Annotated in this window: 12 protein-coding genes; 8 read left to right on the top strand and 4 right to left on the bottom strand. The window is 42.8% G+C overall.

Going from position 1 to position 14,425, the window contains the following annotated elements; genetic code table 11:
• The first annotated feature begins 487 nt into the window (after nt 1-487).
• Nucleotides 488-2,023, top strand: a complete 1,536-nt coding sequence (locus LLW17_RS17265) for a GH3 family acyl-acid amido synthetase (RefSeq protein ID WP_228231539.1) — start codon at nt 488-490, stop codon at nt 2,021-2,023.
• A gap of 3 nt (nt 2,024-2,026) precedes the next feature.
• Here the strand turns inward: LLW17_RS17265 and LLW17_RS17260 are convergent, their stop codons facing one another.
• Both LLW17_RS17260 and LLW17_RS17255 read right to left on the bottom strand, forming a co-directional pair.
• Entirely contained in the window at nt 2,027-3,682 is a 1,656-nt protein-coding gene (locus tag LLW17_RS17260) for a hypothetical protein (protein ID WP_228231538.1), read from the bottom strand.
• 154 nt (nt 3,683-3,836) lie between these two features.
• Nucleotides 3,837-4,391 (bottom strand): hypothetical protein, encoded by a 555-nt coding sequence (locus LLW17_RS17255; protein WP_228231537.1) that lies wholly within the window; start codon nt 4,389-4,391, stop codon nt 3,837-3,839.
• Nucleotides 4,392-4,515: 124 nt separating this feature from the next.
• Between LLW17_RS17255 and LLW17_RS17250 the strand changes: the two genes are divergently transcribed.
• The 5 genes from LLW17_RS17250 to yidC all read left to right on the top strand — a co-directional run bounded on the left by LLW17_RS17250 (nt 4,516) and on the right by yidC (nt 10,497).
• On the top strand, nt 4,516-5,883 hold the full coding sequence (locus tag LLW17_RS17250) for an MATE family efflux transporter (protein WP_228231536.1): 1,368 nt from the start codon (nt 4,516-4,518) through the stop codon (nt 5,881-5,883).
• Between the two features lie 3 nt (nt 5,884-5,886).
• Nucleotides 5,887-6,453 carry a pentapeptide repeat-containing protein gene (locus LLW17_RS17245; protein ID WP_228231535.1) on the top strand — a complete coding sequence of 189 codons (567 nt, stop codon included), beginning with the start codon at nt 5,887-5,889 and terminating at the stop codon, nt 6,451-6,453.
• Nucleotide 6,454: 1 nt separating this feature from the next.
• Nucleotides 6,455-6,703, top strand: a complete 249-nt coding sequence (locus LLW17_RS17240) for a DUF3820 family protein (protein ID WP_189319455.1) — start codon at nt 6,455-6,457, stop codon at nt 6,701-6,703.
• Between the two features lie 102 nt (nt 6,704-6,805).
• The gene (gene pyrG / locus LLW17_RS17235) at nt 6,806-8,434 is read left to right on the top strand and encodes a CTP synthase (protein WP_228231534.1); all 1,629 of its coding nucleotides are present in this window, start codon (nt 6,806-6,808) and stop codon (nt 8,432-8,434) included.
• Nucleotides 8,435-8,634: 200 nt separating this feature from the next.
• Nucleotides 8,635-10,497, top strand: a complete 1,863-nt coding sequence (gene yidC / locus LLW17_RS17230) for a membrane protein insertase YidC (protein WP_228231568.1) — start codon at nt 8,635-8,637, stop codon at nt 10,495-10,497.
• Nucleotides 10,498-10,581: 84 nt separating this feature from the next.
• Here yidC and LLW17_RS17225 read toward each other — a convergent pair whose 3' ends face one another.
• Nucleotides 10,582-11,595, bottom strand: coding sequence for a fasciclin domain-containing protein (locus LLW17_RS17225; RefSeq protein WP_228231533.1), 1,014 nt, complete (start codon nt 11,593-11,595; stop codon nt 10,582-10,584).
• Between the two features lie 207 nt (nt 11,596-11,802).
• On the opposite strand from LLW17_RS17225, the gene mnmA reads away from it, so the two are divergent.
• Together mnmA and LLW17_RS17215 are read left to right on the top strand one after the other, a co-directional pair.
• Nucleotides 11,803-13,008, top strand: a complete 1,206-nt coding sequence (mnmA, locus tag LLW17_RS17220) for a tRNA 2-thiouridine(34) synthase MnmA (protein WP_228231532.1) — start codon at nt 11,803-11,805, stop codon at nt 13,006-13,008.
• 9 nt (nt 13,009-13,017) lie between these two features.
• Entirely contained in the window at nt 13,018-13,956 is a 939-nt protein-coding gene (locus LLW17_RS17215; RefSeq protein ID WP_228231531.1) for an NAD(P)H-dependent flavin oxidoreductase, read from the top strand.
• Nucleotides 13,957-14,011: 55 nt separating this feature from the next.
• Here LLW17_RS17215 and LLW17_RS17210 read toward each other — a convergent pair whose 3' ends face one another.
• Nucleotides 14,012-14,296: a hypothetical protein gene (locus LLW17_RS17210; protein ID WP_228231530.1), complete on the bottom strand. Its 285-nt coding sequence runs from the start codon at nt 14,294-14,296 to the stop codon at nt 14,012-14,014.
• Nucleotides 14,297-14,425 lie beyond the last annotated feature (129 nt).

Here is a 14,425-nt window from a genome sequence, read left to right as displayed (position 1 = left end):
GCGTCTTCAATTTTACAAAAGCTAAATGGCCTGTTCAGTCTTATTTTTTGAATAAAAGAGCCAAACGTATTGGAACTGTTGAGGTTTCGAAAGCCGGAAATTATATAGTGGAATTTATGCATCCCTATTCGCTGCGTGTAAAGAAATCAAATCTCTTTTTTTCATCCCGATTTGAAATGTTTCTCGACGCCGAAGCGATAGATCTAGTTCTCCTGTAGTTTAAGTGAAAGCTGCAATAAGGGGTATGGAGTTTTAATTTTTGTCTATCGAATCCTGAAGGTTTCTAGAATATTTCATAATTCATAATTCTTCATTCTGAATTATCTCAAAAGGGTCACGCCCCAATACAAATAGATAAATCACTCATCAGGTGTCTGAGTGATTTTTGCAGAAAATTGTATCGAAGGCCCTGTTAAACTTCTTATAAGTAACGACCTCGTTCTCACGGGGTCGTTTATTTTTGGGTACAACCAAAACTGTAGTATTTATGGCAATTTTAGGCGCACTCATAAAAGGAATTATTGATCTTTCAGATAAGGTTATACCCGAGTCAAATCCCATTGAAGAGCAGCAGGAAGTTTTAGAAAAGCTGCTTAAAAAAGCCAAAAACACGCAGTTTGGGAAGTACTACGGCTTTGAAGCTATCTTAGAATCAGAGAGTCCGGGCAAGGCGTTTGCCGAAGAGGTTCCTTTTTTTGATTACAACAGCATCAATGAGGAGTGGTGGTCTAAAATGCATGAAGGGGAAGAAGACGTGACCTGGCCGGGAATGCCTCATTATTTTGCGTTGAGCAGCGGGACAACCGGTAAAAGCAGCAAGCGTATTCCGGTAACCGATGAAATGATTGATGCCATTCGCACCGCCGGGATTAAGCAGGTGGGTGCGCTTGCCCATTTTGATCTGGAAGCCGACTTTTATGAGAAAGAAATCATGATGCTGGGCAGTTCTACCGATCTTCAAAAACGAGACGGTCACGAAGAAGGGGAGATCAGTGGTATTAGCGCCAGTAATATTCCGTTTTGGTTTAGAGGCTATTACAAGCCCGGCGAAGACATTGCAAAAATTGAAGATTGGGACGAGCGGGTGCAGCATATTGCCGAGAAAGCCGAAGAATGGGATATCGGCGCGCTGAGCGGAATTCCCAGCTGGATTGAGCTGATGCTCGAGAAGGTAATTGAGCATCACAATCTGAAGAATATTCACGAGATCTGGCCCAATCTGCAGGTGTATACTTCCGGCGGTGTTGCATTTCAACCTTACGAAAAGAGTTTTAATGCGCTACTGGGTAAACCCATCACGGTTATTGATACCTATCTGGCTTCGGAAGGTTTTATCGCTTTTCAGGCAAGACCGGAGACTAATGCCATGAAACTGGTGACCGATAACGGCATCTACTTTGAGTTCGTACCCATGAACCCTGATTACATCAACGAAGACGGTTCCATCGTGCAGGATGCGCCCGTGATTGGACTGGCCGATGTTGAGGAGGACAAAGATTACATTTTAATCATTTCTACCGTTTCGGGTGCCTGGAGGTATTTGATAGGGGACACGATCGCGTTTACCGATAAAGCCCGTGCCGAGATCAAGATTACCGGGCGTACCAAATTCTTCCTGAATACCGTCGGTTCGCAACTTTCGGTAAATAAAATGGAAGCTGCCGTGCAGGAGCTGGAAGAGCAATTTGATATCAAAATCCCGGAGTTTACGATTGCCGCAAAGCGAAATCCCGAAGATGACGAGTTTTACCACTATTGGTATTTAGGTACCGAAACTTCAGCCTCAAACGAAGAATTGGCCGATGCTTTAGATAAAAGCCTTCAGGAAGCCAACAAAAACTACGGCGTAGCCCGAAGCAAAGCCTTAAAAGGCGTCATCGTAAACACCGTGAAACCTGAAATTTTCTACGAATGGAGTGGTGCCAACAAGAAAAAAGGCGGTCAGGTAAAAATGGAAAAAGTGATGAACGAAGAGAAATTCGCCGAGTGGGAAGCTTTTGTAAAGGAGCACGCGGGGAGTTAAAATTTAGTCAAATGTAATTTGCCGCCAGTTCGTGTTTGTAAACTCTTTAGATACATAGCCTTTACCATTGCAGGCAGTACAGATATACTCTTCATATCCATCAAAAACATCAACTATCCCATAAATGGGTTTTGCCGGGGACGAAACAGTTGTGCTAACAATTTTGTCATAATACACTCCTTTAACTACATAGCGGTTTGATTTTATAGTAGGTGTTGTAGTTCCAATTTGTTGTGATTCTTTTCTGTATTTTGGCCTCCGTATAGTTGTGGCACAAGTTTGAGTTTGCGCTCCTTTAGTAAAAGACCTTACGTATAATGGCTTATCGTAGGAAGCGTCAAATTCTGCTAAAATACCCGGAGTGTCTGTATAAACACTTATGGAGTTTTTTTCAAGATCGACAGATGCTACTTTTGCAGTTCGTGTTATTTCTTCAATGAACAGTTCATCTCCAGTCGTTATTGAGTTAAGCGGAATATTTGTATTTGGAAATAAGGTTCCAGATGGTTTTAGATAGTCCTTATGCTTAAAGCCGGCAATGGGAATCACATCCCAAAAATCTTTTATGGGACTATTTACAACATCAATTTTGCGAACGTCTACGGGTTTTCCATCTTCGAATATTCCATAAACAATGTGTACTGTATAATCCTGATCGTCTTTGGCTAATGATGGTGTCCCCCAGTCATACCGCGCATCGTGACCTCGAATGATCTGACTTTGCATACCCACACCATTTAATTTTCCATTTTTAAAAACTCCAATTTCAAGATTAAGTTCATCACATGGTGCTAGATTATCTGGAGTGGTATAATTAATCCCGTAACCATTTAATGTCGCAATGTTTTTTGTTATTAGACTGAAGCAATGGTTGTCGTGGTATTGAAGTCCTCCTCTCTTTGAGAAATTTTTTGTAAAAATATAGGGTACCGCTCCGACGAGTTTATAATGTTCAAAATCTGTATTTTCCTTTAATTTCACTATGTCTGGGCTTTCACCTTCAGCTTCTATTTTAAATTTTATTTCATTGTCTAAAACGACAACCCAGTAGTTTTTTTTGGCTACGACATCTTCCATAAATAAAACACTACCATTTGAATAATAAGAAATCATTGGGAAGAAATATCCGGTAAAAATGTAGTTATGCTTTCCGTTTTGAAAGTAACCCACCTCGTCATAGCCATAATACCAATTGCCCTCTGTAGGGGAATACATTTTTGGGTTTTTTATATGGTATTGAGCTTCACGCATCCCATATTTACTGTCTTTTTCGGGTTTAAAAGTAGGTTTTTCGTAAGGTATATCTACTATTGGAGCACCATCAGGAGATAATTCTATTAGCCTCATAAGGCCATGATCTTCTTCATCTTCTATCAGGCCATTCCAGAAATTTCCGTTTTCATAATAAATGGGATTGGATAAGGATATTCCTTTTTTGTCAGTTTTAGAGAATAATTGACCGTTACTGTAGTAAATACCCTTTTTTCTAAACTCTAAATTTAGATTTAAACTTTCTGGATTATTCCGCATCTTGACATATTTAGAATTCAACAATCCATCTCGTGGGATTACTTTTTCATCATCATTGATAAACCTTTGTCCAGAACAAACCGAAGTGTAAAATGCGAAAAGACTACAAAGCAATTTGAAAAGTTTCATAATAAATGTCTTATTTAACTTCAAAGTTGCAGGAAGATTTTGATGCATTCAATAGGTCAATTGACGTATTTAAAAGGTGAATTCTAATTTTAATGATTTTACAACTAGAAAATTCGTGGAGATAACTATTAAAAGATAACAATTAACCTTGTCATCACTCCTCATTAATCAGCCTCATAATTTCCTCAGGCGAAAGATAGAGGCGTTTGATACGGGCTTTGTAGGGTTCTGAAATGTGTGCGTGATTCAGAATAAAGTCTTTGGTTTTTAAAATGTATTCACCCATTCCGTGTGCTACGGCAAAGGTGTCTGCCGCACGTTCTGCTTCTCGTATAAACTTCGGGAAATACAAATATTTGATTCCAAACCAAATGAGTCCGAGGCTACTGCGATCCCGGTAGTCCATCACATGCCCCAGTTCGTGACCTATCCACCCGATCAAAACATCTGAAGGGATATTCGTGATTTTAAACGACTCATCTTCAATCTTTACTTTTTTACTGATGAAAATCACGTATTCGCGTCGCTTACGGGGTTTTAGCAAAGACTTGAATACCGGCTGCGCCTGCATGGTCGACTTTTTAATGTCCTTTTTAAACTGAAAGCGTATCGGAGTTTCCCGCAACTGTGGATAGTAGGAAAGCGCGGTTTGCGCTTCGTTCTTAATTGCTTCCGGTATGATTTTATTGGAAAAGTCGCTTGTATTCATAGACCCTGTAAAGGTAAGGGAAATGCTGTTTTTCGGCTGTTAAGGCCGTTGTAAATTAACAAACTTGGCATCCGTCATCGTCTGCTATCTTAAACTTAAAAGGTATTTTTGCACTTCCTAAAAAATGGCAGTTTTGTTTAATAAATACACGCAGGAATTCCGTCAAAATTTTAAGATCGCCTATCCAGTGATGCTGGGACAATTGGGCCATATTCTGGTTGCTTTGGTTGATAACCTGATGGTGGGGAGGCTGGGCGCCGCACAGCTGGCCGCTGTATCGCTGGGCAACAGCCTTATTTTTATTGCGCTGTCGCTGGGTATTGGTTTTTCGTTTGCGATTACCCCATTGGTTGCCGAAGCAGACGGTGCCGGGGATACCGCTATGGGTCGCAATTACTTTCACCATGGCATCGTAATGTGTACCCTAAATGGCGTTTTATTATTTCTGTTATTGCTCCTCGCCAAACCCATAATGTATATGCTCAATCAGCCGGTAGAGGTGGTGGAACTGGCCCTGCCCTATATGGATATTGTAGCGTTTTCACTCATCCCGTTGATGGTATTTCAGGCGTTTAAACAATTTGCAGACGGACTCTCAAACACCCGCTACGCGATGTATGCCACACTGGTTGCAAATGTGGTGAATGTATTTTTCAACTTTATTCTGATTTACGGATTTTGGATTTTCCCAAGACTCGAACTGGTAGGTGCAGCCTGGGGTACCCTAATCTCCCGCTTTTTTATGTTGTGGATGTTGTATTATATTTTAAAAAGGAAAGATAAATTCAAACCCTATTTTGTGTGGACGCGCAGAAAGGCTTTTCAATGGCCTATTTTTAAGAGGCTTTTTGACCTGGGTTTTCCTACCGCAATGCAGATGCTTTTTGAGGTGTCACTCTTTACCTCCTGTATTTTTCTTTCGGGGCTTTTGGGAACAAATGCTCAGGCGGCCAATCAAATCGCCCTCAATCTCGCGGCGATGACCTTTATGATTGCAGTAGGGCTTGGCGTTACGGCGACCATTCGTGTGGGGAATCAAAAAGGGAAAGCCGATTTTAAGAATATGCGACGCATCGCGTTTTCGCTGTTTCTGCAGGTGTTTCTCATTGAAGCCGTGTTTGCGCTGGGCTTTATTTTGCTGAAAGACATTCTGCCTACCTTTTATCTGGATAATGTGGAGGTAATTGTGCTTGCCGCGCAATTGCTGATTGTGGCTGCCTTGTTTCAATTGAGTGATGGCTTGCAGGTGGTGATTTTAGGTGCTTTACGTGGTTTGCAGGACGTAAATATCCCAACAGGAATCTGTTTTCTGGCCTACTGGCTGGTTGGTTTTCCGGTGGCCTGGTATTTTGGGCAGGAAGATCAGGCGGGGAGTCAGGGTATTTGGTACGGCTTGCTGGCCGGCCTTAGTGCTTCGGCGGTCTTGTTGTATATTCGGTTTGATTATTTAAGCCGAAAGCTAATCCGATTGAAACAGGCTGAAAATTCCTAAACGATGAACGAACTGATCACAGACGAGCTTTTTGAAGGGCATAATTTCGCCGAAAAACCGCTGGAAGCTGATTTTGAAGAATGCATCTTTAGAAACTGTGTGTTTGCCAAAGCCAATCTTTCGGGTTTGAGTTTTACCAATTGTATGTTTGAAAACTGTGATCTGAGCGGAACTAAACTCCTTAAAACGGCTATACAGGAATGTGAGTTTATAGATTGTAAGATGCTGGGACTTGCATTTGAGGCCTGTGCACCCATCCTGTTTCAGATTACCTGTACGCGCTGTACGCTTAATTTCAGCAGCTTTTATCAGGTAGATTTGACCAATTCAGGCTTCAGTATCTGCAAATTGCTCGAGGCTGATTTTACCGAAGCCGATCTTTCGGGCATTTCCCTTGCCAGTTGTGACCTTTCCGGAGCTACGTTTGATCATACCCGTCTGGAGCGAACCGATTTTTCTTCCGCAGAAAACTACACGATTAACCCGCAGCTCAATAAAATTACCGGAGCCATTTTCGGCAAAGAAGGGCTTCCCGGTTTGCTTTCGGCCTTCAACATAAAAATCGTCTGATTTGGATCCCGAAAAACTCATCGAACTGGCGCATTACAAAATGCCTTTTGGCAAATATAAAGACCGGTATCTGGTAGACCTGCCCGAATATTATTTCACCTGGTTTAAGCAGAAAGGCTTCCCCGAAGGCAAGCTCGGTCTGATGATGCAGCAGATGTATGAGATTAAAGTGAATGGTCTGGAAGAATTGATCTATAAAATCAAGCGCCAATATCCTGCGCCCCAACCGAAAAGAAAACCCAAAAAATAATACCAAAAAGGGCTAAAAGGGTTCGCCAATAAATCCCTACCTTTGCATCCCGTAGACGCGCTCTTTATGTTAAAAAGAGCTTAATTTATTTTCACGATACAGATGGCAGACACTAAGTACATCTTCGTCACGGGCGGGGTTTCTTCTTCATTAGGTAAAGGTATAATCGCAGCTTCACTGGCCAAATTATTACAGGCACGGGGTTATCGCGTGACCATTCAAAAATTAGATCCATACATCAACGTAGATCCCGGGACGCTCAATCCATACGAGCACGGCGAATGTTATGTGACCGATGACGGTGCAGAAACCGATCTGGATTTGGGCCATTACGAGCGCTTTTTAAATGTAAACACCTCTCAGGCTAACAACGTAACTACCGGTCGTATTTATCAAAGTGTGATCGAAAAAGAACGTCGCGGCGAGTTTTTAGGAAAAACCGTACAGGTGGTGCCGCATATCACAAACGAAATCAAAGAACGCATCAAGCAGCTGGGTAAAACTGGCGATTACGACATCATCATTACCGAAATAGGCGGTACGGTAGGGGATATTGAATCCTTACCCTATATCGAATCGGTACGTCAGCTAAAATGGGAACTTGGCGATGAGAATGCACTGGTAATCCACCTTACGTTGGTGCCGTATCTTTCAGCGGCCGGCGAATTAAAAACCAAACCCACGCAGCACTCGGTAAAAACCCTGATGGAAAGCGGTATTAAAGCTGATATTCTGGTTTGCAGAACCGAGCACGAACTCAGCGATGATCTGCGCGAAAAGCTGGCCTTGTTTTGCAACGTGCGTAAAGAAGCGGTCATTCAGTCTATTGACGCGTCTACCATTTACGACGTGCCTAATATGATGCTCGAAGAAGGTCTGGATACCATTACCCTTCAAAAATTAAATTTATCTACCGAAACCGAACCGGTACTCACCCGCTGGAATGAGTTTTTACGCAGACATAAAAATCCACAGGCTGAGGTTACCATTGGTTTGATTGGTAAATACGTAGAGCTTCAGGATTCCTATAAATCTATTCTGGAAGCGTTTATCCACGCCGGTGCAGAGAATGAGGTAAAAGTGAAGGTAGAGCCTATTCACTCGGAGTTCATTTCGCAGGATGTGATCGATAACAAAATTGCCAAACTGGATGGTTTACTGGTCGCTCCCGGTTTTGGCGAGCGCGGTATCGAAGGTAAGATCAAAGCCGTACAGTATGCCCGCGAGCATAAGATTCCGTTTTTAGGGATTTGCCTGGGGATGCAAATGGCGGTGATTGAATTTGCCCGTAATGTGGCCGGTATTACCGAAGCCAATTCGGTAGAAATGCAGGCCAATACCCCAAACCCTGTGATAGACCTTATGGCAGATCAAAAAGACCTGAAACATATGGGTGGTACGATGCGTCTGGGAAGCTGGGAATGCAAACTAAAACCCGGAAGCATTGTGAGCGGCGTTTACGGTAAAGAAATTATTGCAGAACGCCATCGCCATCGTTATGAATTTAATGATAAGTACCGCGATGTTTTGGAAAAAGCCGGACTCAACATCACCGGAACCAATCCCAAAACCGGTCTGGTAGAGATTGTAGAACTGGCAGACCATCCCTGGTTTGTAGGCGTGCAATACCATCCCGAATATAAAAGTACCGTTGCCAACCCACATCCCTTATTTGTAGCCTATGTACAGGCTGCTGTAAAATTTAGCAAGTTAAAAAAAGCACAGGGATAATCTCAAGAGCAGATATCATTTTGAAAAAGAATAGCTTAAGCGTGGCGGTTTTGAGGTAAAATACCGCCAATGTGGCATAAAACAAATTGCTGGGCTTATTCTTGAATGCATCAGAGACCGTATATTCGCGGGCGAAAATTTTCCGCAAGGAACAAGACTAAAAGACAATCGATAAAAAGGCAGTGATGCCTCAAGGACTTATGGAAGAAAAGAAATTTGACAAACAATCGATGATAGGCTTCCTGCTTATAGGAGCTATTTTATTGTTTATGTTATGGCAAAACCAGCCTAGCCCGGAAGAGCTGGAGGCAGAAAAGGCCAAACAGGAGCAGGTTGAAGCTGCTAAAAAGAATCCTGCACTAACACCAACCGAATCTGCGGTTGCCGATGCAGCACCGCAAAACGACTCTCTGGCGCAGGAGCGTTATAAGGCGACCTTAGGAAGTTTTGCTTATTCGGCCACCCTACCTTCTGCAACAGATGCAGTTACCGAAATTGAAAATGAGGTTTTAGCGCTAAAAGTGAGTAATAAAGGTGGTTTTATTACAGAAGCAAAGCTGAAAAATTACAAGAGCTACGACTCGGTACCGGTTTACCTGATTAAAGACGGAAACACCCGTTTTAACCTGAACTTCAGCACTACCGATAACCGAACCCTGAATAGTGAAAACTTATATTTTGAGCCGAAGTTAACCACCGAAGGTGAAAACCAGGTGTTATCGATGAAGCTGAAAGTTTCAGATTCTGAGTATCTGGAATATCGCTATACGCTGAAGCCCGATGATTATATGATGGACTTTGGTATCAAAACCGTAGGTCTGCAAAATGTAGTGAATACTTCACAGCCTTTAAATCTGGATTGGGAACTGAAAGGCTATCGTCATGCGAAGAGTATTACCTATGAAAACCGCTATACCCGTCTTACGTATGAATATGAAGGCGGTGATCATGATAAACTCGATCAGAGCGGTGAGGATGACGCTATAGAGACCGATGTAGACTGGTTTAATTTCCGTCAGCATTTCTTCAGTTCGATTTTATTGACCGATCAGCCCTTTGAAGAGGTTACGTTTAAGTCTCAGAATTTGGTTGAAGATGAAGAAGTAGATACCGTTTTTACCAAGAAATATGCGGCGAGTATGCAGCTTAAACCGGTTAACGGCGAGCTCAACAATGCGATGAATTTCTATTTTGGTCCTACCGATTATCAGGTGTTGAATAATTACGACCGCGGTCTGGATGAGGCGATGCCTTTGGGCTGGGGTATTTTTGGGTGGATCAACAAATACCTGATTATTCCGTTTTTTAATATTCTGGTAGCCTACTTCCCTGCGGGAATCGCCATCATTTTATTGACGGTTTCGATCAAATTATTGCTTTCGCCCGTACAGTATAAGCAATACCTGTCTCAGGCCAAGATGAAAGTACTGCGTCCCGAGATCAACGAGATCAACGAGAAGTACGCAGACAACCCTATGAAAAAGCAGCAGGAAACGATGAAGCTGTACAGCAAGGCCGGTGCGAGTCCGTTGAGCGGTTGTATTCCCGGATTGCTTCAGATTCCTGTATTCTATGCCTTATTTACCTTTTTCCCTTCGGCATTTGTATTAAGACAGAAAAGCTTCCTGTGGGCAGATGACCTTTCGAGTTATGATAAAATAGCCGATTTGCCGTTCAACATTCCGTTTTACGGAGACCACGTGAGTTTGTTTCCAATTCTGGCATCAATCGCGATCTTCATCTATATGACGATGACCACGGGGCAGACGATGCAGCAAACGAGTCAGCCGGGAATGCCGAATATGAAATTCCTGATGTACCTGTCGCCGATTATGATGTTGTTTTTCTTCAACAACTACGCGAGTGGATTGAGTTTGTATTACTTCGTTTCAAACCTCATTACGATCGGGATTATGCTGGTGATCAAGAATTTTATTCTGGATGAACAGCGCATTCACGCTAAAATTGAGACCGCTAAGGCCAAGCCGAAAAAGCAAAACCGTTTCAGCAAGAAGTTTTCTGAAATGATGGAGCAGGCCGAAAAACAACAAAAGAATAAATAATCTTTTTTGTCCCAACTTTAATAGAAAAGCCCTTCAGTAAATAACTGAAGGGCTTTTTCATTTTAGGGGAATTTTAGGGGAAACTTATTCGGGCATTAATACCCCGTCAATTGCGTGAACCACACCATTTGTAGCTGTAATATTTGTTGCAATGATGTCGTGAGTAGTTCCTGATCCATCAGTAATTGTAGGTGGAGTTACTGTCGCATCGATGCTTAAACCGCCACCGGCAAATAATGGGGTTGCTGGTGTAGCACCTGTAGTGCTCAAAGCTTCAGCTCGAACGGCCGTTCCTAAAACGTGATGTCTCAAAATATTATCCAGTACACTGGTAGTGCTGGTACCGGCATTTCCAAGTGCTAGAATGTCTGCAGCACTACTAATACCATCATTTGGATCTGCATTGATTAATGCTACAAAGGCGGCATTGGTTGGGGCAAAAACGGTAAAACTACCTGTTCCCGCAAGTGTAGCTGCAAGTTCTTCCTGAGCTACTGCAGCTAAAAGTGTAGAGAAATTAGAATCAGCCGTAGCAAAAGTTGCAATGGTGGCCTCAGGTATCACAGCATCCACAACGTGAATGATTCCATTATCGGCGACAACGTTAGGCTCAATAACCTCTGCATCACCGTTAATGGTAACAACATTGTTAGAAACTGCTATATACAAGTCTAAATTATCTTCAGTACTGTTTTCTGCCAAAGATTTTACATACCCGGTGGTTACTTCAGACGCAGTAACCGCAGTGGGTAATACGTGATTGAGTAATAAATTACGCACGGTAGCAACGGGTAATGCATTTATGGTTGCAATGGCATCTGCTTCAGTATCTACGTCAAGGTAAGCCACAAAAGCAGCATCGTTGGGAGCAAAGACCGTGAGACGCGTGTCTGAGACTGTAGAGAGTGTGGTTACCAGATCTGCACGCGTGGCAGCTGCAAGCAAGATTTCAAAGTTAGTACTACCGGATACCAGACCTGCAATGGTAGTATCCTGTTCAATGATGTTGCCATTATCATCGTCGTCACTGCACGAGGTAAATCCAGCGGTGAGCACAACCAGTAAGAGGGCTTTGAGTGTTTGTTTTAAATGTTTCATAGCTATTTGATTTGTTAATTATGCTAAAGCTACACCTTGAACACTCCTAATTTGTTTAATAATAAGTTAAAAAAGTTAAACAAAATTATAATTAACAGGACTAAATCCTTTTAGCTCAGTCATTTGCTGATTTCTTAAAGTGCACCAATTGTTTTGTAAATTTGCAGATTCAATAGCGACAGAACAGTTCACATTCAAAACAGACTTATGAAAACAGTGGTTGTAGGTTTAAGCGGGGGAGTAGACAGTAGTGTTTCGGCCTATTTGCTGAAAGAGGCAGGATACCGGGTAATTGGTCTTTTTATGAAAAACTGGCATGATGATTCAGTTACCATTTCTGATGAATGTCCCTGGCTCGATGACAGTAACGATGCAATGCTTGTTGCTGAAAAGCTTGGAATTCCCTTTCAAACGGTTGACCTGAGTGAGCAGTACAAAGAGCGCATTGTAGATTATATGTTTCGGGAATACGAAAAAGGACGCACCCCAAACCCGGATGTGCTCTGTAATCGCGAAATCAAATTTGACGTGTTTATGAAAATTGCGCTCGATTTGGGTGCAGATTATGTCGCTACAGGGCATTATTGCCAAAAAGGGGAAGTTGAAGTTGATGGCAAACCGGTTTATCAATTGCTTGCCGGGGCAGATGCTAATAAAGATCAGTCTTATTTTCTGTGCCAGCTTTCGCAGGAGCAACTTGCCAAGACCTTGTTCCCAATTGGCCATCTTCAGAAAAGTGAAGTGCGCAAAATCGCCAAAGAGCAGGATTTAGTTACTGCGGAAAAGAAAGATTCTCAGGGATTGTGTTTTATAGGAAAAGTGCGCTTACCCGATTTTCTTCAGCAGAAATTAAAGCCGAAAGAAGGCGTAATTGTCGAAATCACTGCCCAAACTGTACGAGAGAAAATTGAAGCTTTACATACCGAATCAGAAGCCGGTGCCGCTGTGGCTTTGAGCGACGTTGCAACTCTGGCTCAGAAGCCCAAATACAAACTTACCGACGGTAAAATTGTGGGCAAACACCAGGGTGCTCATTATTTTACCAAAGGTCAGCGTAAGGGACTTGCCGTGGGAGGAACACCCGAGCCACTTTTTGTATTGGATACAGATGTTGAAGAAAATGTGATTTATACCGGTCAGGGTAAAGAACATCCCGGTCTGTTGCGTAGCGCACTGTTTATTCAGGAAGACGAAGTGCATTATATACGGGAAGACCTGGCACTACAGCCCGGTGAAGTGCGCGAGGTGGAAGCGCGAATACGCTACAGACAGCCTTTGCAAAAAGCGATGCTTCACAAGGTAGAGGAAGGCATGTATGTATCATTTGACGAACCACAATCTGCCATTAGTGAAGGGCAGTTTGTAGCCTGGTACGAGGGTGTAGAATGTTTGGGTTCGGGAGTAATTTCATAAAAACCGGTTTTGAATACAATCACCTCACTTTTCAATATTAAATATCCCATTATTCAGGGCGGAATGGTCTGGAACAGCGGCTGGGAACTTGTCTCGGCAGTGAGTAATGCCGGAGGTCTGGGACTCATTGGCGCAGGCTCTATGTATCCTGAAATTTTACGCCAGCACATTCAGAAATGTCAGGCTGCGACCGATAAGCCTTTCGGGGTTAATGTACCGCTATTGTATCCCGATATTGATCAATTGATGCAAATCATAGTTGAAGAGGGAGTCAAAATTGTGTTTACCAGTGCCGGAAATCCTGAAAGCTGGACCTCGTATCTCAAAGAACAGGGAATAACCGTCGTACACGTGGTAAGCAGTGTAAAGTTTGCTTTGAAGGCTCAGGAGGCCGGGGTAGATGCCGTCGTGGCCGAAGGCTTTGAAGCCGGTGGACATAACGGCCGCGAAGAAACCACCACCTTTACGCTTATTCCTATCGTGAAGGAGCAATTAGCTATTCCGTTAATTGCAGCCGGAGGTATTGCGAGCGGCCGTGGAATGCTGGCGGCGATGGTTCTCGGGGCAGACGGCATACAAATGGGAAGCCGGTTTGTCGCTACGGTAGAAGGCAGCGGCCATCAGGCATTTAAAGATCTCGTCGTTCAGGCGAAAGAAGGGGATACCGAACTCACTTTGAAAGAACTCGCACCGGTACGTCTGCTGAAGAATAAATTTTACAACGATGTGAAAGCCCTGTATGCTAAGGCACCTACAAAAGAGGAACTGAGCAATTTATTGGGCAGAGCCCGGGCAAAAAAAGGCATGTTTGAAGGCGATCTGGAAGAAGGCGAACTCGAAATAGGTCAGGTGAGTGCTCTCATTCACGACATTAAACCGGTGGCTGAGGTAATTGAAGAAGTGATCATTGATTTTGAGCAGGCGAAAAAGCAAGTGATGCTGCTCTAAATTCAAAATAAAAAAGGGCTTCATTCGAAGCCCTTTTACTTTTTATCTATCAGGATTATTGTTCCGTAGCGACAGGTTCCCACTGCATAGATTCTAAAATAGCTACAATCATGGTGTTGTATTCTGCTTTAGATTTACCGCGAACGGAGGTAGCAAAGTCAACATAAGAAGCCTCGCCCTGAGATGATTCTTCAATAGGCACTAAAATATGATCTACCTGTGCAGAACCAATACTGTTTGGAGCTTTATACCTATAAACCGTATAATTTCCCATTTCTTCGGCATTCTTAGCGTTCAGATGCCTGGTCGCCTCTTCGGCATTCATCCAGGTCATATTCATAATAAAACCGGATCATTCTCAAAAGTTGTGTGTGAATTGAATGAATAGTTTGATTTTTGTTTTCTAAACAGGAGGCATTGGACGCATATATAGATTTACTTAAGATTTTATTACCAGAATTATTGATTA

This window comes from Leeuwenhoekiella parthenopeia (assembly GCF_020782115.1).
GTDB classification, from domain to species: domain Bacteria; phylum Bacteroidota; class Bacteroidia; order Flavobacteriales; family Flavobacteriaceae; genus Leeuwenhoekiella; species Leeuwenhoekiella parthenopeia.
This window is presented reverse-complemented; position numbering and strand designations above follow the sequence as displayed.

What these genes read in the sequence shown, in the direction of transcription:
- LLW17_RS17260 (WP_228231538.1), bottom strand. Translation starts at nt 3,682, where the DNA reads ATGAAACTTTTCAAATTGCTTTGTAGTCTTTTCGCATTTTACACTTCG.
- pyrG (WP_228231534.1), top strand. Translation starts at nt 6,806, where the DNA reads ATGGCAGACACTAAGTACATCTTCGTCACGGGCGGGGTTTCTTCTTCA.
- LLW17_RS17265 (WP_228231539.1), top strand. Translation starts at nt 488, where the DNA reads ATGGCAATTTTAGGCGCACTCATAAAAGGAATTATTGATCTTTCAGAT.
- LLW17_RS17250 (WP_228231536.1), top strand. Translation starts at nt 4,516, where the DNA reads ATGGCAGTTTTGTTTAATAAATACACGCAGGAATTCCGTCAAAATTTT.
- mnmA (WP_228231532.1), top strand. Translation starts at nt 11,803, where the DNA reads ATGAAAACAGTGGTTGTAGGTTTAAGCGGGGGAGTAGACAGTAGTGTT.
- LLW17_RS17210 (WP_228231530.1), bottom strand. Translation starts at nt 14,296, where the DNA reads ATGAATATGACCTGGATGAATGCCGAAGAGGCGACCAGGCATCTGAAC.
- LLW17_RS17225 (WP_228231533.1), bottom strand. Translation starts at nt 11,595, where the DNA reads ATGAAACATTTAAAACAAACACTCAAAGCCCTCTTACTGGTTGTGCTC.
- yidC (WP_228231568.1), top strand. Translation starts at nt 8,635, where the DNA reads ATGGAAGAAAAGAAATTTGACAAACAATCGATGATAGGCTTCCTGCTT.
- LLW17_RS17245 (WP_228231535.1), top strand. Translation starts at nt 5,887, where the DNA reads ATGAACGAACTGATCACAGACGAGCTTTTTGAAGGGCATAATTTCGCC.
- LLW17_RS17255 (WP_228231537.1), bottom strand. Translation starts at nt 4,391, where the DNA reads ATGAATACAAGCGACTTTTCCAATAAAATCATACCGGAAGCAATTAAG.